At 38.7% G+C, this 21,532-nt stretch carries 18 protein-coding genes; 14 read left to right on the forward strand and 4 right to left on the reverse strand.

Annotated features, from left to right (window positions below; all coding sequences use genetic code 11):
- Genes tssE through FVA72_RS14075 form a run of 14 tightly spaced genes read left to right on the forward strand, consistent with a single transcriptional unit; the run spans position 1 to position 19,335 of the window.
- Positions 1-432 (forward strand): type VI secretion system baseplate subunit TssE, encoded by a 432-nt coding sequence (gene tssE / locus FVA72_RS14010; RefSeq protein WP_094960750.1) that lies wholly within the window; start codon positions 1-3, stop codon positions 430-432.
- Between the two features lie 7 nt (positions 433-439).
- On the forward strand, positions 440-2,215 hold the full coding sequence (tssF, locus tag FVA72_RS14015) for a type VI secretion system baseplate subunit TssF (protein WP_004255992.1): 1,776 nt from the start codon (positions 440-442) through the stop codon (positions 2,213-2,215).
- Complete coding sequence (tssG, locus tag FVA72_RS14020; protein WP_110591490.1) at positions 2,179-3,216, forward strand: type VI secretion system baseplate subunit TssG; 1,038 nt, start codon at positions 2,179-2,181, stop codon at positions 3,214-3,216. The genes tssF and tssG overlap by 37 nt, the downstream gene beginning before the upstream one ends.
- Before the next feature lie 5 nt (positions 3,217-3,221).
- Complete coding sequence (gene tagH / locus FVA72_RS14025; protein WP_110591489.1) at positions 3,222-4,487, forward strand: type VI secretion system-associated FHA domain protein TagH; 1,266 nt, start codon at positions 3,222-3,224, stop codon at positions 4,485-4,487.
- 1 nt (position 4,488) lies between these two features.
- Positions 4,489-5,040, forward strand: a complete 552-nt coding sequence (gene tssJ, locus FVA72_RS14030) for a type VI secretion system lipoprotein TssJ (RefSeq protein WP_004908047.1) — start codon at positions 4,489-4,491, stop codon at positions 5,038-5,040.
- A gap of 1 nt (position 5,041) precedes the next feature.
- Positions 5,042-6,400, forward strand: a complete 1,359-nt coding sequence (tssK, locus tag FVA72_RS14035) for a type VI secretion system baseplate subunit TssK (RefSeq protein WP_004908045.1) — start codon at positions 5,042-5,044, stop codon at positions 6,398-6,400.
- On the forward strand, positions 6,393-7,148 hold the full coding sequence (gene icmH, locus FVA72_RS14040) for a type IVB secretion system protein IcmH/DotU (protein ID WP_110591488.1): 756 nt from the start codon (positions 6,393-6,395) through the stop codon (positions 7,146-7,148). Before tssK ends, icmH begins: the two co-directional genes overlap by 8 nt.
- A gap of 8 nt (positions 7,149-7,156) precedes the next feature.
- Entirely contained in the window at positions 7,157-9,778 is a 2,622-nt protein-coding gene (gene tssH / locus FVA72_RS14045) for a type VI secretion system ATPase TssH (protein ID WP_110591487.1), read from the forward strand.
- Positions 9,775-10,563: a helix-turn-helix domain-containing protein gene (locus tag FVA72_RS14050; protein WP_110591486.1), complete on the forward strand. Its 789-nt coding sequence runs from the start codon at positions 9,775-9,777 to the stop codon at positions 10,561-10,563. Before tssH ends, FVA72_RS14050 begins: the two co-directional genes overlap by 4 nt.
- 1 nt (position 10,564) lies before the next feature.
- A complete protein-coding gene (vasI, locus tag FVA72_RS14055; RefSeq protein WP_004256010.1) occupies positions 10,565-11,215 on the forward strand; it encodes a type VI secretion system-associated protein VasI in 651 nt (216 codons plus the stop codon).
- 5 nt (positions 11,216-11,220) lie between these two features.
- The gene (gene tssA, locus FVA72_RS14060; protein ID WP_110591485.1) at positions 11,221-12,669 is read left to right on the forward strand and encodes a type VI secretion system protein TssA; all 1,449 of its coding nucleotides are present in this window, start codon (positions 11,221-11,223) and stop codon (positions 12,667-12,669) included.
- Positions 12,669-16,217, forward strand: a complete 3,549-nt coding sequence (gene tssM / locus FVA72_RS14065; RefSeq protein ID WP_110591484.1) for a type VI secretion system membrane subunit TssM — start codon at positions 12,669-12,671, stop codon at positions 16,215-16,217. The genes tssA and tssM overlap by 1 nt, the downstream gene beginning before the upstream one ends.
- A 45-nt stretch (positions 16,218-16,262) precedes the next feature.
- Positions 16,263-17,606 carry a VasL domain-containing protein gene (locus FVA72_RS14070; RefSeq protein WP_243154708.1) on the forward strand — a complete coding sequence of 448 codons (1,344 nt, stop codon included), beginning with the start codon at positions 16,263-16,265 and terminating at the stop codon, positions 17,604-17,606.
- Entirely contained in the window at positions 17,599-19,335 is a 1,737-nt protein-coding gene (locus tag FVA72_RS14075; protein ID WP_110591483.1) for a type VI secretion system baseplate subunit TssF, read from the forward strand. The genes FVA72_RS14070 and FVA72_RS14075 overlap by 8 nt, the downstream gene beginning before the upstream one ends.
- 501 nt (positions 19,336-19,836) lie before the next feature.
- On the opposite strand, the gene FVA72_RS22075 is transcribed toward FVA72_RS14075, so the two are convergent.
- The 4 genes from FVA72_RS22075 to FVA72_RS14095 all read right to left on the reverse strand — a co-directional run bounded on the left by FVA72_RS22075 (position 19,837) and on the right by FVA72_RS14095 (position 21,518).
- Positions 19,837-20,016 carry a GAD-like domain-containing protein gene (locus tag FVA72_RS22075; protein WP_096864206.1) on the reverse strand — a complete coding sequence of 60 codons (180 nt, stop codon included), beginning with the start codon at positions 20,014-20,016 and terminating at the stop codon, positions 19,837-19,839.
- Positions 20,017-20,034: 18 nt separating this feature from the next.
- Complete coding sequence (locus tag FVA72_RS14085; RefSeq protein WP_110591482.1) at positions 20,035-20,664, reverse strand: GAD-like domain-containing protein; 630 nt, start codon at positions 20,662-20,664, stop codon at positions 20,035-20,037.
- Between the two features lie 30 nt (positions 20,665-20,694).
- A complete protein-coding gene (locus tag FVA72_RS14090) occupies positions 20,695-21,030 on the reverse strand; it encodes a hypothetical protein (protein WP_243154709.1) in 336 nt (111 codons plus the stop codon).
- Positions 21,031-21,137: 107 nt separating this feature from the next.
- Positions 21,138-21,518 (reverse strand): hypothetical protein, encoded by a 381-nt coding sequence (locus tag FVA72_RS14095; protein ID WP_110591481.1) that lies wholly within the window; start codon positions 21,516-21,518, stop codon positions 21,138-21,140.
- Positions 21,519-21,532: the final 14 nt, after the last annotated feature.

Genomic DNA, 21,532 nt, shown 5'->3' on the forward strand with positions numbered 1-21,532 from the left:
ATGTCATTCAATCATGGCTGGTCCCCTAACAGCGGAGCCAGCTTATTCGATCGAATTAAGAGGAAAAATGCGAGTTTTTCCTCTCGTTCACGCACAAATACACTCATTGAATCAATTAAACAAAATTTAAATTATGTCCTGAATAGTCGGCCGAATGGTTGCCAAGGCTCACCATGTCTAGGGATACCTGATTTAAATGATGCGACTCAATCTGCGGTTGATTTTAAAACCGAATTAGAGAATAGCATTGCAAGTTGTATCCTCACTTATGAACCTAGGATCACAAGTGTTGATGTGCAATTCATTGAAAATGATGCAGATAGTTTATCTTTACAATTCAGTATTAATGCTTGTATTGACTTAGATAATCAACAGCAACTCATTGAGTTTAATATGTATTTGGATAGTAATCGTAGATATCAGTTAAAGTAACACTCTTATGTCATCAAAAAACTATTTTACGAATGAATCAGAATACTTAAAGGATTTGGCAGAACAAGTTGCGCAAGAAAAACCGCAGCTTGTTAATCTGTTATCCAATAAAATTCAAGATCCTGATAGTGCCCGTATTATCGACGGATTATCATATTTATCGGGTAATTTACGGCAGCAAATCGATAGGCAATTCCCTGAATTAACCAATAGCTTAGCAAATATGCTATGGCCAAATTACGCACGTCCTGTGCCTAGTATGACAATTGTTGAATACCAGCCTAATTATTCTGAATGCCACCACGCGATAAAAATTTCAGCAGGCCAACTCTTTAATGCAACACCTATTTATGTACAAAATGAAAATACCAACCAAGAAACTTTATTTCAATGTCGATTTAGCCAAAGTCGTGATCTCTGGTTAATACCAGCGAAAATTACGCAAACTTTACAAAGAACAACCGCCATTGAAATAACATTTGAATTGGATGGAATACAACCTCTCGCAAACATTGGTTTAAATAAATTATGTTTTTATTTAAATGGTTCTCCATTTACAACAAATCAGCTTTATTTTTTATTAAGTCAGCATATACAGAATGCCTCACTAGTCACAGATGAGCATGTATTGCCACTTAACCAGTTTGCAGTGAAACCTGTCGGTTTTCAAAAACAGGATGCATTACTCCCTTACCCAAAAAATAGTTATGATGGCTACCGCATCTTACAAGAGTTTTTCTGTTTTCCTGAAGCCTTTCTATTTTTGGATATTCAAGGAATGGATGACATTCCCTTAGCTATCCAAACCAAGCAATTCAAACTTGTTATTAATTTTGATAAAGAAATCCCCGATGGGGTTATTCTTCATAACGATAGTATTAAACTGAATTGCACTCCCATAGTGAATTTATTCCGTGCTGACAGTGAAGCAATCAATCTCACAGGAAAAGATGAGGAATATGTATTAAGCCCTAATTACCAATACGCCCACTGTTTTGATATTTTTTCCGTTAATGAAGTTTATGGATTACGCTATCCATCTGAAGCTAAAGCTTACCCGGTCACCTATACCGCATTTGAAAGTTTTTATCATCAAAACCATCACGAGCAAAATGATGGATATTATCGTTTAAAAATAACTCAAAAAGAGCGTACCTATGGTTACGCCCATCGGCTTTCTTTTGTTCGTCAACACGAACACCAATTACAACAATGCGAAGAAACGGTTTCGATTTCACTCAATTGTACTAATCGCTATATCGCATCCCAGTTATCTACACGCTCAATTGATTTAGACCGTTCATTTATGCCTTATGGGCCTTTATCAGCTAAAAATTTATTCAAACCAACAGTTCCCTTATACCCACTGCTCGATAAAACGTTGTATTGGTCAGAGCTAACTAATTTATCCCTAAATTATCAATCTTTACTGAACCTAGATTCATTAAAAAAAATATTACAACTTTATGATTTACCTTCAGTTTATGACAAGCAGACCGCAAGGCAATCCCAAAAGCGTTTAGATGCATTAGTTGATTTACATTCAGAGCATATCGAACGTATCTACAAAGGGCTGCCAGTTCGTGGTTTAAAAACAACCTTGGTAGTACGTCAGAACGCTTTTCTTTCTGAGGGAAGCTTGTTCTTGTTTTGCACTGTTATTGCTCAATTTTTTACCTTGTATACTAGCATTAATATGTTCCATGAGTTAGAGGTTCTTAACCTTGATAATAAGGAAATTTATCAGTGGCCAGCACAAATCAACCAGCACATACTGAAATAATCGATCGCTGGCTGGAACAAGCAGGCCCATCGGTTACAGAGTATAATTTTTATCAACTTGTTGAATTATTAAATAAAATGATTCATCAAGACATGGATATCACTCGTGATAGTAGCGATATTATTCGCTTTAAATCACACTCTAATGTTGCGTTCCCAACGAGAGATGTCGTGTCTTTTGAAAAAAATGCCACTCATCAATATGAACTAGAAGTTGCTTTTCTCGGGCTACAAGGAAGCCAGTCACCACTTCCTGGTTATTACCTTGATGAATTTGCTTGGGAAGATGCACAGCAAATCCCAGGGATTTCTGATTTTTTAAATATTTTTAATCATCGATTGCTCTCATTGCTCTATCGTATCTGGCGGAAATATCGCTACTACATCTGTTTTGAGAATAAAGGCCAAGATTCCTTCTCCCAATATATGTTTTCTCTTGTTGGTTTAGGAAATGGAGTTAATCGCGGACGGATTAAAATCAATCACAGCAAAATGCTCGCTTATGCAGGGCTTTTAGCGAGTCCGAGCCGTTCAGCAGATGTCATTAGCAGTCTAATATCCCATTGTTTTGACTTAGAAAATGTATCGGTTATTGGTTGGGAAACGCGCCGTGTTCCTATCCCAGAATCACAACAAAATAAGTTAGGTATTATTTCTCATCAACCCGGACAAAAATCTCGCCCTCGAATGTTATTAGGTGAAAATTTTAGTCTTGGATCTCATATACATGATTGCAACGGAAAATGCACTATAGAAATCAGCGAGTTAACTATAGAGCGTTATATGCGTTTTTTACCTAACGGTAGTGATTTCGCTCCTCTCGTCGCCTTCGTTTCTTACATTTTTCATGAGCAATTAGCTTGGGATTTACGTCTTAGTATTGCCGAAGATCAAGCTGAAGGTTTCTGTTTAGGTAAAAAAAATCATAACCAATTAGGTTGGCAAAGCTTTTTAGGGAAACCGGCTAAAAAGCCAAGTGTCACCATTACGGTATTGGAATAAAAGACATGGATAAACATCAGCCAACAATTTCATTTAGCATAACGAATAGTGAACAACTAGAAAGTGGTTACCTACCGAGTGCAACATTGACCCAACATGGCGGCCTAATTGGTAGTGGCAATCAATGTGACTGGAAAATTCAAGACGGTGATGGTGCTATCTCTGCCAGCCAGTTTACTGTTTTCTGGAAAGATCAGCATTTTTGTTTAAAAGTAAACTCAGGCTCTGTTTACATTAATCACGCGATTATACCGTTACATCTTGATGCGGTGAAGCTTGCCCAAGGAGATCAAATTAGAGTGGGCAAACTGGTTATTACAACCAATATTAGTTTAACTGGGCAGCCTGTACAAAATATGATGGCAGCGACACCGCAATCTATTGTTGCAAAAGATCATAATCCTTTAGATTCATTATTTGATATTGATACAGTAAATAATGAAAACAAAGAGTCCCCATTTGTTCCAACTGTTCAAGGTGCTCTCACTACAGATCCCTTACAAGCACTAGAAAATGAAAATCTCAGTTTAATTTCTAAGAGTCAATCCGTCGTCTCAGAACCTTCTTTATTGAGTGACCCACTCTCTTATTCACCTGCCCTTGCGATATCAGATAATCAAGAGAATACCATGGTACAAGAATTTATTGATTTACCCAAAATTACACCTTTCGAAGATGAACACATGACCGATATTGATCATGTTGCAATTAACCCTCTCATGAATGGTTTAGGTATCCATCTTAATTTAGTGAGCTCTCAACAAGCTAATGACTTTCTCATAGAACTCGGTAAAACAATGAAAGCTGCTGTTGAAGGTTTACTCGCTTTGCAGCAACAGCAGGAGAGTTTACAGGATAAGCAACTTCGCCCTATTGAAGATAACCCGCTACGTCTAAACAGTAGTTATGAAGATACGATGAAATTGATGTTTACAGATGAACGTAGCCCTGTTCACCTTTCAGCACCTTCCGCCGTCACTGAAAGTCTGCACAATATGCAGTTACATTACCATGCAAATCAAGAAGCGATATCGACAGCTTTAGCAACAATGCTTGCGGCTTTTTCTCCAGAACATTTATTAAACCGTTTTTCCCAATACCGACGTGCTTCAGATAACACGCCAATGACTGATGGCTGGGCATGGGAAATGTACAGTAACTATTACAAAGAGCTTTCTTCATCACGGCAGCAGGGTTTTGAAAAATTATTCTATGAAGTTTATTCCCATGCTTATGACCGAGCATTAAGAAAAGGCCTAGAGGAAGCTTAAAATGCAGCTTAGAACTTTCTCAGTGTTACTGTTATTTGCCTCATTTTTCATTTTGAGTGGGTGCAGTAAAACGTTACAGACAGCGTCAAAAGTGGGGCAAATTCTATTGGACCCGTCGATTCCCGTTGGCTATCCAAAAGATCAGCCATCCACTGTTGATTTAACCATCCTCGCTGAACCCTATATTAATCCTAATCAGGAAGATGAAGCTGCACCGATAAATATCCAAATTGTTTATCTTAATGAAGATTCTTTATTTGGCTCTTTAGATCATGACCAGATAGAAGCTAAAGATGGGGACTTAGAGAAAGTTCTGAAGAAAAATTATATAGACCACCAAGATTACACTATCTTGCCGGGCCAATATAAGCCCTTCCCGACGATGACACTACAGGCATCTAATCGTTATATCGGCATTATTGCCTATTATTCAGACCCTGATAATGCGGAATGGAAAAAAATAGTTAAAGCCCGAGGAAAAGGACGACACTACTTTATTTTAGCTCACATTAGAGAAAACGAAATCGAATTTAGACAAGAAGAGGATGATTAATATGTCGACTAAAAATAGAGTAATTTGGCGTGAAGGGCTATTTATCAAACCTCAACATTTTCAGCAACAGCAACGTCATCAAGATTACGTTACTGAAAGTATTTTAAAGAGCTTTATCTCTCATTTTTGGGGATTCAGTACGTTATCGTTAAGTAACGATTTATATTCGTTAGGTCGTATTGGTATTCAAGAAGCTTCTGGCGTTATGCCAGACGGCACAATTTTCTCTATTCCAAACCAAGATTTATCACCACAACCAATTGATATAAAAAACATTACTGATAGTGATAGTAATGTCATCTACCTTGCCTTTCCTTTAGCTAATGGGAACGTTGGTGAAATCTCAAATGAGCATAATGGGAGCCGTTTACTTTCACGTTATAGTGAAAGTACAGAAAATGTTCGTGATTTACATACTGAAAATGGTGATTTAAGTACTATCCACGTTGCACGATTAAACCCTATCCTCAAGCAAGGTAAAAGTGGCTTAGACGCTTACGTGGCATTGCCCATATGCCGTATTAGAGAACGTAATGCCAACGGAAGCTTAACGCTTGATAACGATTATATTCCAAGCCTCCTGAATATTCGGGCATCGCTATTACTCAATGAATTTCTTACTGAGATTGAAGGCACTTTGTATGAACGAGGTAAACAAATAGCCTCCCGAATTGGTGCCCCTGGCCAGCAAGGTGTTGCGGATGTCGCTGAATTTATGATGCTACAAGTACTCAACCGTACCTATCCACTTTATTCACATTATGCGCAAGAGCCAGTCATTCACCCTGAAAAGCTTTTTCGGGATTTATTGGAACTTTGTGGCGAGCTGCAAACATTCACGAATTCGTCTCGCTTACCCGATACCATTGCAAAATATAAGCACTTTGATTTAACAGATAGTTTTCTCCCATTAATAAAAAGTATCCGTGAAGCATTAAGTGTTGTCTTGACGCCGCGTGCAATTCCTATTCCGTTACAAATCCAAGAACACGGTATTCGAGTGGCGACTATTCATGACAAACAACTGCTCCAAAAAGCGGAATTTATTATTGCAGTTAAGTCACAGATGCCACAGGAACAACTACGCCGGCAGTTCCCACAGCAAACTAAAGTGACCACGGTAAATAATATTCGTAGCTTGGTCAGTGTTCAAATACCGGGAGTCCCTTTATCCCCTCTTTCAACTGCTCCACGGCAATTACCTTATCATTCTGGGTATAACTACTTCCATTTTGATCAACAAGGTAATGAATGGAAGGGGATCCAGCAGGATGGCAATATCGCCTTCCACGTTTCTGGCAATTTCCCTGATTTAGATATTCAGTTATGGGCAATAAGAGATGGAGCACTCTATGACTGATAATATTTTGCTTAATCACGATGTTGATAGCGGTATTTCACAGAAGAATTACCAAATCCCACTTAGGGGTAACAACATTAACCCAATGATCGATGCTGCAACGCCACTTTTAGGTATGGTTTTACGAATGAAAGCGATGTCTGAAACGCCACTTTCAGAGAAACTTTACCAGCAAGTGGTCATGGACATCACGTCTATTGAACAGCAACTGCAAATACAAGGTTACGAGCCTGGGGCCATTGTTTCGTTTCGTTATGTCTTGTGCACTTTCATTGATGAAACAGCTCTTGGATTGGGCTGGGATCAAGAAAATGGCTGGGTAAAACAGTCATTACTTGTCCACTTTCATAATGAGTCATGGGGTGGCGAAAAGGTCTTTATCTTAATTGAAAGATTATTAGGTGAGCCCAAACGTTACCTCGACCTCATTGAGTTTATCTACCTTTGTCTCTGTCTTGGATACCGAGGTCGTTACAAAGTATCTGCGGGGCAAAATGATGAATTCAACCATTTGCTTAGACGCTTACAAAAACAAATACAACAACTTAAAGGCGATGCAAAACCGATTATCCTGTTTGAAAAAGGGAATAACAAGCAGAGCCGCTACCGTTTAGGTAAGCGGTTAGGCGTACGTTACATCATCATTGGTGCGGCAATATTAGCATTTATTATTTATCAGATTTACTCATCCCAACTGAATTACCAAACACTCAGAATTGTGGAACAACTTAATACTTTACTCGGCTAGGACGCATTATGATCCAAATTGATCTCTCAACACTTGTTAACCGATTACACCCGATTGCTAAGCATGCGTTAGAAAGCGCAGCAGCCTACTGTGTAAGCCATCAACAACCTGAAATTACGATTGCTCAGTTTCTTCAGAAACTCATTGAAACGCCATTAACTGACATTCGCCTAATCAGCCAGAAGAGCACTTTGGATATTAATAAGCTGTCAGAATTATTAGATATTCAAATTCCACCTCATCAAGCCATTACACAGAGCTATCCGAGCTTCTCTCCTTTATTGGTAGAGTGGATGAAAGACAGCTGGTTACTTGCATCGACAGAATTCAACCACAGTGAACTTCGCTCAGGTGTTCTCTTTCTCACATTATTACAAATGCCGTTGCGTTACCTCCCAAAACCGGTTGCAGACATGCTTTCACAAGTTAATCGAGAGCAATTAAAACTCAGTTTTGATAAGTGGACAGAAGGGTCTGCTGAATCGCCTTTTGACGAACAAGCACCTCAAAATAACGGCAAAATCGCGTCGGACTCATTGTTAGCAAAATTTACGCAAAACATGACCGAACAAGCTCGAAATAATGAGCTCGACCCTGTTTTATGTCGCGATCATGAAATCGACCTTATGATTGATATCCTTTGCCGCCGTCGGAAAAATAACCCTGTCGTCGTTGGGGAACCAGGCGTTGGGAAAAGCGCGCTTATTGAAGGCCTCGCATTGCGTATTATCGCCGGTGAAATCCCTGAAAAATTAAGAGGATGTGAACTTCTAACCTTAGATTTAGGTGCATTGCAAGCTGGTGCAGCGGTTAAAGGTGAATTTGAGAAACGCTTTAAAGGCATCATGCAAGAAGTTTCTCAATCTCCTCACCCCATAATTCTATTCATTGATGAAGCGCACACATTGATTGGTGCAGGTAATCAACAGGGTGGCCTAGATGTTTCCAATTTATTGAAACCTGCATTAGCGCGCGGTGAATTGAGAACAATCGCCGCAACCACCTGGAGCGAGTATAAAAAATACTTCGAAAAAGATGCTGCGCTAGCCCGCCGTTTTCAGTTAGTTCAAGTTAAAGAGCCCACATCTGCGGACGCAATTATCATTATGCGTGGTTTACGCGCTATTTATGAAAAAGCACACAATGTTTTTATCGATGATGAAGCACTTCGAGCCAGTGCTGAACTCAGTGAACGTTATATTTCAGGACGTCAATTACCTGATAAAGCCATTGACGTATTAGACACCGCATGTGCAAGGGCAGCGATCAATTTATCTTCGCTGCCAAAAATGCTCTCTTCATTAAAAACAGATCTCCAGCAAATAGAGATGGAGACAGCGATATTAAAAAGAGAACATCATCTTGGCTTGGATAATCACTCAGAACGCCTTGAGGAATTAGCATCAAAAGCAAATGAGATTGAGCAAAAAGCGTCCGATATACAACAAGCATGGGAACAACAACAAGCGCTTGTTTCGCAAATTATTACTTTGCGCTCAACGTTATTAGACGATGAGAATACTGAGCCCCAATCTGAAGAAACTTGCCAAGTTGATGAGCTGAAACAGGAATTGCAAACATTAGACCAGCAACTTGCTCAACTACATGAAACACATTTGCTTGTTTCGCCACACGTCGATAAAAAACAAATTGCAGCCGTTATCGCAGAATGGACAGGCGTACCATTAAACCGATTATCGCAAGATGCTTTATCTATTGTTACAGACCTTCCCAGCTATTTAGAAGAAAGCATTAAAGGGCAATCATTAGCAATACAGTGCTTACATAAACATTTGTTAACGGCACGCGCTGATTTACGCCGCCCAGGTCGCCCTCTTGGTGCATTTTTATTGGCAGGGCCAAGTGGTGTCGGTAAAACAGAAACTGTGATCCAAATTGCACAATTAATGTTTGGTGGAACTCAATACCTAACGACCATTAATATGTCTGAGTTTCAAGAAAAGCATACGGTATCTCGTCTCATCGGTTCGCCACCGGGTTATGTCGGCTATGGTGAGGGGGGGATATTAACAGAAGCTATTCGTCAGAAACCTTATTCTGTTGTACTACTTGATGAAGTCGAAAAAGCCCATCCAGATGTTCTAAATTTGTTCTATCAAGCGTTTGATAAAGGCGAGATAGCCGATGGTGAAGGACGAGTCATTGACTGTAAAAATATCGCATTCTTCCTAACGTCTAATTTAGGTGACCATGTGATTACCGCGTATGCGGACAAACCTGATGAGCTGCAAGATGCACTTTATCCTGAGCTCACCACATTTTTTAAACCCGCCCTACTGGCCCGCATGGAAATTGTCCCTTATTTACCTCTTTCGGCTGATATTTTACGGCAAATTGTTGATAGTAAGCTGACGCGTCTTATGATCTTATTGAAACAACGTTTTAATGCAAAAATCCAGTTAGAAGAAAGCGTCCCTAATGAAATTTTACGTCGAGCTTCTCGCGCTGAAAATGGTGCTCGTATCTTAGAATCAATTATTGACGGTGCCTTATTACCGCCTCTTTCTTTGTTGCTCCTTCAATTCAGTGCCCGTAATGAAACCATCTCCCATATTCGTTTAACAACGGAAAATGATGAATTTATTGCGGAGGTTAACAAAGAAAAATGAAAGCAAGACTAAAAAATGCACTTGCTCTTCTTGAGTGCCGTGACGTAGAAGCGCTAGCCGTTCAATTTTTGACATATAGTTTTTCGCGTAGCGTATTCAGCGGGCTAATTATTTCATTGGTCAATAAAACCGAAAATAGATTAGAAAGCTGGAACATTGACCACTCACTCCAAGTTCAAAGCCATTTTTTAGACACTGATATTACTGATGCCGATCACCCTTTAATTCAACTTGTATTAAAGGGTGAACCCACATTTTGGAAGAATTTACAGCAAGGTAGCTACATTAATAACGCGTCATTACGTGATTTTATTTCGCAGCTTCCTGTTAATACTGGGCTGTATAGCTTACCACTGCATGATCTGAACCATAAACCATGCGGTGCCATTATTCTTTTAGGGCAGGCCAAAGAGTTAGAAAATTTCGAGCAAGGCATTTTCCCTATTTATTGCGAGCTCTTTCATCAGCAATTAAAACGCATTCTTAAATTGGCAAATACGCAACAAAAAATTTCGCACTTGCAATATCTCAATCAGTTGCAGAAAGAAAAGGAAGTAAGCCTCAATGAGGCCTTAAACATATTAACGGCATCAATCACAAGTATGGAACCAATAACAAATAACCCAAAAGATATTAATGATTTAGAGGCTGCTGTAGAGAGCTATGAAAAAGAAATTTTATTAAACAAGCGGCGTGAGCTAAAGGGAGATATCAACGCAATGGCAGAACACCTCAACATATCTAAGCGTGCGCTGATATATAAATTGAAGAAGTACGGAGTATAAAATGAAAATACTGAAACTCTTTTTTTGCTCTTTGATGCTAGTTTTCTTCGCTTTGTCTGGAAAAGCTGAAAGCAATATTAGCCAGAAGATCGCAGAAGAACTCACCCAGTGTCGTCTAGAATCTTCTCAGCTTATTCGCTTAGATTGCTATGACAAAATAGCGCTGTCCTCGACGCCTGCAGCAAATACTTCACCTAATATTGCTCAAATGGGGAAAACTTGGCGCCAAGCTTATGAACACGAAATGAAACGTGTCGAAAATAGTGCGGGTTTCTTAGTCTCAGTACCTGAAAATGGTGATTACCCCGTCATTATGACTATCCCTGCCATTGGTTTTCAACCTCCGCGCCCTGTTCTCATGTTGAGCTGCATCGACAACATTACCCGTATGCAAATTATTTTACCCAATAAACAAGATGCAGGCAGTGTCATGGTCTCGACTGATAGAACGCAATTCACTGCAGAATGGTTTTTACGCGAAAATGGCTATGTATTGGAATCAAGCCGTGGTTTACCTGGCATAGATGAAATCAAGCGTTTATTAAATGGCGAAAAATTGACTTTAAAATTAACTAATAACGAAAAACTAACGTTCAATATTTCAGGGATGTCCCAAGAAATTAAACCATTAAGAGCCGCTTGCCACTGGTAAAAATAATGACAAACAATACCCCTTATTCTTGGAAAGAACAGTTACTTGCCCATCTTGATGAACAGCTGGTGTGTAGTGCTGTGAACGATAGTGACCCCGACTGGGAGTATATCGATAGTGAAATGATAAAATTCGGCTCTCTCAGTCACAGCCAATTAGATGTTAAAGAAATTCAACGTCGGTGTTTGCGGTTGCTTGAAACACAGACAAAGGATTTCCGCTTAATCGTTCACTTATTACGTACCTTACAGCATGCAGGTGAACCTAAAGAATTAGTTTTAGCAGCGCAGATCCTTTCTGATTTTACGCGCCAATATTGGCATGTCTGCTATCCAACGAATATTAAGCTCAAGTTACGCTTAGCGAACCAAATTATAAAACGCTTCGAATCAGTAAACGATATTTTTTGCCGTTCTGCTAATAGCAAAATGCGTGATGATATCCTGGGATCTTTTGCCTATTTAGCTCAATTTTGGCATGAACAGAGCCCCGAACTTTCTGAACAAATTGATGCATTGAGTCGAGGTTATCAGCGAATTGAAGAAAGCGAACAGCCCATAGTGTTAGCTTCAGCGCCAAAAGAAGCCGCAATGCCTATTACTGAAACTGTACAACCACCAGCAAATAGCTTTGTCATGCCAGCAATCAATATAAATCAGCATGACGAAAGACAATGGAAGCAAACGCTACTCCAAGTTTCAGAAGTTATTTGTTTACAAATGCCTGAAAGTTCAGTTGGTTATCGCTTACGACGTTATGCTATCTGGCATTCCATTACAATGTTGCCCCAAGCCGATCGTCAAGGTAAAACCCCCTTAGCGCCGGTTTCGATAGATCGCATAATGGATTACAAAGCCCAACTTTCTCAACCATCAAACTCCCTATTAAATAATGTAGAGCAAAGCTTATCACTATCGCCTTATTGGCTAGAAGGCCACATGCTCGCAGCACAAGCAGCAGCTAAACTGGGTTATTCAGAAGTCGCGAATGGTATCGCAGAAGAGTTACGTCTTTTTTTAGCTCGCCTTCCAAACCTCGTCAATTTGCATTTTTCTGATATGAGCCCTTTCGTCCCCGACAGCGTGAAAGAATGGTTAGAAGATTGTCGCCAAACAGAGAGTGGCCAATTATCTCATTCAAATACCACATTATTACAGCAAGACGTTTTACTGTGCTATGAACAACAAGGGCTTGAAGCCGCATTGAAGCTCATTGAATCAAGCCTTGTAACTGCAATAGAGCCTAGAGATAAATTTTATGGGCAATTATTGTCAGCGCAACTATTCGAGCTCTCAGGAATGGGCTATATGGCGGCCCACTTATATCAGCAACTTTATACCGCTACTTTACACTTTTCACTCGAGGATTGGGAACCCAGCCTCGTAAGACAACTCGTTCAAAAAACAGACAAAATACCAGAAACAACAATGACTATGGATAGGGATCTACAATAATGAAATTACCGTTTTTCTCCATTTCAAACATAACCAATTCGGTAAAAAAACTGTTTTTTGCTGATAGGCCAAAAATTGCCTCCTTTTTCCTATTTTTATTAGCGTTACTCCCTGCGCTCGTCATTGTGTGGATTTGGTGGTGGGGGCCGACATTCACTTATCAAGACTCAATGCCATTTAGTACACTCACCTCACGCTGGCTTGCTACGCTAATTATTATTTTGCTTGTCGTCAGTTGGATAGGTTTAGTTACATGGCGTCGAGTAAAAAAACTTGAAGCGTTAAAACTCGATGTTGAGTTAACCGTTGTTGACCCCGTTAGGCAGGATATTGACTTCCAAAATCGTTATTTAGACTATTGGAAATCTCAATTTACTCGTCACTTAAATGGCCATTCTAAGGCTGTTTATTTGCGCCCTTGGTATTTTGTTTTAGGTGCAAACCAAAGCGGAAAACATAGCTTATTGAAAAATACGCTGAATCCATTGGATATCGCGCCAAGTGACAATATCGTTAATGAACAAAAGCTGCCTTTAAATATTGAGTGCTTGTTGACGGATAGTGCCGTTCTTTTTGTTCCTAACGGCAAGCTATTGACTCAACCAAATGAACATAATGAGAAACCTCAACTCTATCATCGGTTGTGGGAAGAGTTACTTAATTGGATAAAGACTAATCGCTCAAGACAACCCATGAACGGGATTATTTTAACGGTAGATACCTTATCCCTACTCACCAATACGAAAGAGCAAAACAGCCAATTGATTGCTGACCTGCAAATGCGTATTGAAGAAATTAGAATGACTTTTAATAGTCAACTACCATTATATATCGTATTAACGAAGCTCGATTTACTACGTGGTTTCGATTCAATGTACCAGTCATTGGATGCGCAACAACGTAACCAAGTACTGGGTGTTTCTTTCGACCTTAAATCTCAAAAAGATTGGAAGACGGGTTTAACGCACTTCTGGTTACAGTGGGTTAACCAAATGAATAGCGCACTACCTGAAATGATGCTACAACGAGCAGAAGGTAATCAACGTAGTGATTTATTCAGCTTTGTACGTCAAATAGAAGGGTTACAGAGCCACGTTATAACATTAATTAATGCACTGTTGATTAATAACGAACAACATAACATTTGTTTAAGGGGTGTTTATCTCACCTCTGCATTACAGATTGGCCAAATAGACGATGTCTTTAGCCAAACGGCATCCGTGCAATACCATTTACCGACAGCCCCACTAACAACTTGGCCAATCAATGATAGCCACCCTTACTTTACACATAATTTATTTGACCAAGTCCTTTTCAGTGAGCCCAATTTAGCAGCTGAAAATCAATATTGGGTCAAAAAACACCGTTCTCGTCTCTTAGTCACAACACTGGCCAGTTTTGCCGGTTTAATTGCGCTTTGGAGTGGTTGGAATCACTATTATGATAAAAACTACCGCGCCGGTGAGAGTGTGCTTAATGAGGTTAAAGCCTTTAGAACGATAGATAATAACGTCCAAAAAGATACTGATGGTAGCTTACAACTTCCCGTCCTCAACCCATTGCGTGAAGCGACACTTGCCTATGGGAACCACCGCGATAAAAATGCACTGTTTTCTGATATGGGGCTGTATCAAGGCCAAAAAGTCGGCCCACAAGTTGAGCAAGTTTATCTGCAATTACTGACCGAACGTTTCTTACCCGCAATTATGTCAGGGCTTTTAATTGAACTTAATAATGCAGATAAGGGCAGTGAAGATAAACTCGAAATTTTACGCATTATGCGCATGTTAGAAGATAAAACAGGGCGCAATAATGGCATGGTTGAAGACTTTATGGCGAATTATTGGAGCCATCTCTTCACTGGGCAACGTGAAAAACAAATGCTATTAAAAGCACACTTACGTTATGCGCTTGAACACACGGATTGGAAAACGGAAAGAGACAACGGTCTGATGACTGCGATTAAGGCCTTCACGCCTTTTGCGACCCCCATTAAAAATGCCCAGAAAGAACTCAGTGTGTTATCGCTTTATCAACGTGTGTACCAGGCATTACGGCTAAAAGCCAACCAAGAACTTTCAGCGCCTTTAAATTTGCAATATCAGATAGGCCCAAGTTTTAATACTGTTTTTACCGCTATTGATGAGGATAAATTAGAAATCCCACAGTTTTTAACACGTTCAGGATTATTAAACTATTTTATTCGCCAAAATGACAAATTAGTTGAACTCACGTTGCTTGATGCTTGGGTGCTCAATCTCACATCAAATACCCAATATAGTGAGAATGACCGTAAAGAAATTCAACGTCAAATCAGTGAGCAATATATCAGTGATTATATCGCTCAATGGCGTAACGGAATGAGTAATTTAGAAATTCGTGAATTTGACTCAATCCAAGATGAAATCATCGCTCTTGAACAAATCATCAGCGGAGAACAGCCTTTACGTCGTGCCTTACAAGTTTTGCGTGATAATACGGTTATTCCATCCATTGATGAAAATTTACCTATTGAGAAACAAAAAGCCTTGATGGCAGAACCTTCTTACCGTTTATTAACTCGTTTAGATAGAGAATTCACGCCTCAAACAGAAATACTGGTCAGTAATCAAGGAGAAAACTTACAGAATCTCAATCAAAAATTGAATGATTTGCATCGATATTTGTTGGGAATACAAAACTCTCCAGTACCGGGCAAAGCGGCACTTAAAGCAGTTTCCATGCGACTCAATGATAATAATAAAGATGCCATATTTGAACTATCACAAATGGCTAAAACATTACCTGAACCGCTCAATCGTTGGGTAGATGAACTCGCTGAACAAGCCTGGAATGTTGTCCAGAAAGAAGCTATTCGACATATGGAAGTTGAATGGAATGAAAATGTTGTAAAACAATATAATACCTATATTGCTGGTCGCTATCCGTTTAATCCAAACTCAAAACAAGATGTTCCATTAAGTGAGTTCGAACGCTTCTTTAAACCTAATGGCACACTCGATAGCTTCTATCAACAGAACTTACGTTTATTTGTTGAAAATAACTTAGTCGATAATAGGGATAGTCAATCACTGATCCGCTCTGATGTTTTAGCGCAAATTGAAACTGCAAATCGCATAAGAGAAACCTTCTTTAATGCACAAGGTAATTTAGAAGCACAATTTGCAGTTGAACCCCTTTCATTAAGTGGCAATAAACGCCGTAGTATCTTAAATCTTGACGGTCAGCTTATTGATTATGCCCATAGCCGCAGCCATGTCACGCATCTCGTTTGGCCAAACTCGATGCGTTCAAATATTGAAAGTAAACTGACTCTAGTTCCGCTTTCCGGCGATAAATCGCCTCGTTCAATTAGTTTCTCAGGACCGTGGGCACAAATGCGCTTAGTCGACAGTGCGAAGTTAATGAATATCAAATCCAATTCATTCGATATTCGTTTCACGATTGATAGCGGAGATATGACTTATCGAGTACTCGTTGATGAGTCTAATAATCCTTTCTTCGGAGGATTATTCACAAAGTTCCGTTTACCTGAAACCCTTTACTAATGTGATTGCCTCCACTTTATGTGGGGGCATAGGATATTCAACGAGATGAAATCAGAACATTTAGTCATTAAAATCGGGAGCTCCCCTTTAGATACTCCTGAATTTATTGCTCTTAAAACAGAATTTAACAAGTTAAGTCATCCTGCACGTCCGGAGGTCAGTTGGACGCTTATTGAATCACTTTGTTTGTCTCTTTTTAAAAATCATGGTATTGACCTACAAAGCGGTGCTTATTACACAATTGCACGACTACAACGCCATGGACTCAGTGGCTTTACTGAAGGCTGCGAATTATTAGCGAGTGTTATTGTTACTCATTGGGATGCGTTATGGCCTGAAAAACCGAATCAACGAACAGAAGCACTCAACTGGTTTAATACAAAGGCTAGCGCCCTGCTACGCCAGCAAACCTATGAAACAAAAGACCTCCGTTTGGTTTACCGCTCAGAACGCGCGCTACAATTAATCATTGATAAACTGGCTAAAACAACGTGGGAAAAACTGCCTAAAATTGAAAACTTGTTATGGTTCTTTCAAAATTTAGCCAAACAACTTGAAAAACAGGAAGAATATGCAAAACAGAATACATCCGAATCTGTTACGCTCCCGCCTTTAGTGTATATCCAACAACCTGCTAAACAGGTAGAGCAACCATCACCAACATTTATTTTTGAACCCCCAGAGCCCGCATCAACATTAACAGTAACAACTAAAAAAATGAGCGCTATCCGTGGTTTTATATGGGGTTGTGTGCTTAGTAGTGCACTCTTTTTAGTCAGTGGATTTAGCGCCTATGTTTATTTTAAACATGAGATGGAGGCTATAACGTCCATTCCTGAAGGTGCTGTTGCCAAATGGTTATTTAAACCCGAAATAAATACCTATGAATATCATTTAGCTTTGCTCGAAAAGCGTTCCCCTCTCGCTAACTTGAAACTGATCGAGAACATGCAAGAAAAAGCAAAATCTTATTGGCCTGCGGATGCTGATCAGGCTTACTTCAGCCGAAATTGGCAAAACCAATATGAGGCGCGTTTAGAAAATATGCCTATTAATGATAGTTGGTCTGAAACAGCAATGTTGTTGCAGCAACTTTCAAATAAAATTATTCAACAAGAAAAAAACCGAGGTAGTTTTACATTATCCTATTTAAAAACTGCCATCTATGACATTCAAAAGCAGCACAATAAAGTGGAGCCTATTGAAGAAAAGCTCCGTCAATTATCGCTACAAATTAAAAATGGGCAACCGGTTCCCCCTGCCACACTCATCAATATTGATAATAAAATTAATGGATTATTAGCTCGTTACTATGAATTACAAAAACAAGCAGAGCAAAAAGGTTTAAAACCCAGCTCATATTCATCTTTTGGATTAAGTCATGAGTGAAATAAAATATATTAAAGAAAAGCAATACTTACAAAAGCTATACAGTGAATATGCAGATAAAAAGCCACATTTAGCTGATGTATTAGATCCTCAAGATCCGCAGACAAGCTACCTATTAGAAGGGTTTGCTTTTTTATCTGCGCGTTTACAGAATAAAATTGACGATGCATTTCCTGAAATTACATTGCCCCTACTGCAACGACTAGACTCCCAAGCTATAAAAGGGCTTCCAGCAACGACTATTGTACAAATTGACCAAAGTGAATTGCTTTCTTTTCCAGTAGAGATAAATAAAGACCATCTTGTCTTAGGTAATAATGGGGCTCGCTTTAGTTTTTGTCATGAATTCGTCGTAGCACCCTATAGCCTTCTCGCTAGAAAAGTGATTCAGCACCCAAATCGTTCTTGTATTTCACTTGAATTACAGTATCGAGGTGAAACTAAATTTCATTCAACAAGTTCACTTGATGTTTTTTTAGGAGCCAATAAAAAAACATCAGAAACCTTACTACTCGCATTTAGCCAGTATTTTGAAAAAATTGAAGTCGTCCATAATCATATTCGCTATGAGGGAGATCCACTTAACTACGCTTTCGAGCCCAAAATCGGAAAACCCTATAAAATATTCCCACAAGAAAATGCATCACTCAGCGCTCCACAGCAATTATTGGAAGGCCTTTATTTACCTCATGTTCATCATTTTGTTGAGCTCAATATTCCCCAAGTTGTCACTGAGTTAGATTGGGAGCAAGAAAGGCGTTTTACAGTTAACATCTATTTCAATCAACAGCTTCCTTTAACACAAGAGGAATGTGAAAATAGCTTTTATTTAAACTGTGCTCCGGCAATGGATACCGAAGCACAACACACCTTGCTAATTGATTTTAAAGAAAATAAATCAAGTTATTTGCTTCCTATCCCTAGCCATCACTACTTGGCTGACCTCTTTGAAATTCAACTTTCACTTGAGCCACATGAACAAGAGAGAGGCATATATTGTCATTTTTATCCTACGACAGAATTGACGGCATCTTCACGCCTTATGCCTCAATACCATAAAACCCTTTTTTACTCCTTAACGATGGAGAAAAATATCACGGGGCATACCCTTTATTATTTAAACTTTTTTGATAATAAAGGCGCCCCTATGGTAACACCGCCCAGCTTACATTTTTCATGTGTTTATATAGGCTTTGAACGTAACCAAAAAAACGAAATTGGCTTATTAAACCAACACAGTGAAAAAATGCCTGACGGAATTAAAACAGGAAATATCACATTATTGTCACCTTGCTATCCTCCCATCGTTAATAACCACCATTTTTGGCAATTACTATCCCATTACAGTGCTAATGCCTCAATGCTAATGTCGTTAGAAAGCGTAAAACACTTAATTGCTGATTATATTCTCTATCGAGATACAGATAGGCAAGTGACACGAAGATGTGAGCGATTATTATCTGGGCTCATTGAGCTGAAAACACATTTATATGACCATATCTTAAAAGGTAAACCCTACCGGTGCTTATCTTTATCTCTACTACTTGATAACGCTCAATATGAAAGCGAAGGTGAAGCCTTTGTATTTACCACTCACCTCTATCACTTTTTCCCATTTTGCCTATCCGCGAATATGTTATTAGAGATGTCGGTGACACTGAATAACGAGAAAAAAACAAGGTGGCATTTATCCCCATCCCCCCTAAAAGGACATAAGTCGATGATTTAACTATATCTTAATGAGTAACTAATTAAAGTATCCCAAAGACTACCTCAATATAGTAAAGGGGAGCATAAAAAGTGTGGCGCAAAAACGCTTCAATTGCATCCCCACCCCATGAATCTATGAGGTAGCGTTGCCTGCTTTTAAAGTTTCAAGGTTGCAGTGACTTGCTGTTGTAACGTGCTAATAATCCTATCTCTGTTTAATGGCTAGAATTCATAAAGCCCATCTCACTACAGCGAAGGTATTCTTGCCCAAACTCATTGTTCAGCTCGCAATCACAAGAACTCAGTCTATTATTTAATTTATATTATTTCAGTGAATATATTATTGTAAATAGAAATGTTATTTTAAATAAATTTGACTGCGGGTGTAATTATTTTCCTTAATTCTAATAAATAATCAATAGCATTTACTTTGTTAGACGCATTAAAATTTAATGTTTCTACTTTTTGGATAATGGGATCAAAGCAATAAATTTCATTTTCATTTAATGCCCCATGTTTTTCAACTAAAAAAAGAAAAAAGACCATATTGATAACGACTCCAGCCTTCATTTACCCAACAATTAAGTAAATTATCGGGTAAAATTGTTTTCCACTTTGCAATATACTCAAGTGAAACATAACGAGAGGCTGTTGCTTCACCAAGACTTTCAATTATTGATGAAAAATAAGAATCTCTCATTATATTTTCTCTTTGAATCTAAAAATTAATTTCATTAATTTCTGGTTCAGCCAATTGGGCTAAAATAGACAAATGAATACGCGCATCAACTTTTTGTATGTATTTAATATCAGGTTCCCCACCTAAAATAATCGCAGGTTCAAAACCAAATATTTCATTATCACCAAGAGGCCCAAGTTTTTTTACCGCTTTTTCAAAAAGACCTTCTTTACTATGTCTATCTATCTTAGAAAATGCAAATAGAGTCTCTATACTAATGTTTAAACTTTTTTCAGTATGCTGTTTTTTCAATTCTTTAGTTTGTACAAATAGAGTATTAAATGCCGTATTAATAACTACACACTGGCCAGTTCTTTCACCGCATAAATAGATATTCCCAAATCCATTAATGGCAATCGCATGAAAACTATCAATTTCCTCTAAATAAGTGTTTTCCAACCACTCATCGACAATATCCTCATAGTCATCAGGATCTACAATTGTAAATAATCCATTATAATAACTACTCCATCCTTCATTGTGCCAATAAGTCAAAAGTAATTCAGGTAACTTACCACGCCACTGGTTGATTTTTTCCTCTGAAACAAAACGAGATATAGTGGCTTCTCCAAATTTTTCAACAAATAATTCAAAAGCTTCATCGCGCATCTTATTTTCCTTTTCCTCGGCAGACTTCTATTAACTATAAGGCCTAACAATCTTATGCCATGCCGTCCCATCATAAAGGTCTACACTATAATCACCCGCTACCACTAAAATACCGTCACGCACATCCATATGACCAGACAGAAGAACGGTTTCATCACCATCCATCGAGCGTACCATTTCATTGCCGTCCCAACATTGCAAGCGGTAGTCGTCACAAGCCCAAACTTTATCTTCAAACCAGCGCAGCTGATTCAGTAAAATCGTCGAGCCACCGTGGTACAATTTTTCCCATTGAAATTTACGACCACGCCATAAGCTGCTGCCTTCACCACCGATATATACATAACCATCCAGCGCGCACAGCACACCATGCGCGAGCTGATGGCGGAGTCTATCAGCGGCTAAAGGGAAAGCTGAATGGACCTTAAAAATGAAGAAGCCAGAAGATCGAAGAATCTTCTGGCCATTCTTAATCATTTAATTAGTATGCTATCTCTAATTTCTCTAACAGCTGGAGTTAATTCAAAACAATTTTCTAATGATTCATCATCTAAAGACCAGTGTTCTATTAGTTGTAAATGAATTTGATGATTATCAGATAATAAAGTCAAAACTTTTATTATCAAATCATCTTTCTTACTATTTTGAAGCAATAAATCATTTACAATATCAAGCATTAATTCCATTAATTCATTCTTTTCAAATGTATTATATTTATCATTCGAGTATGCTTGAATGTATTTCTTTAGCCATTCTTTTGTTCGATATAGTTCTGGTAATTCATAGGCCCAATCTTGAGTGTATTCATCTCCCATTGGCAACCCTAAGTCCATAGCTAATTGATTGATACACATAAAATAAAACCTCC

The sequence above is a fragment of the Providencia sp. PROV061 genome (assembly GCF_011045655.1).
In the GTDB taxonomy this organism is placed as follows: domain Bacteria; phylum Pseudomonadota; class Gammaproteobacteria; order Enterobacterales; family Enterobacteriaceae; genus Providencia; species Providencia hangzhouensis.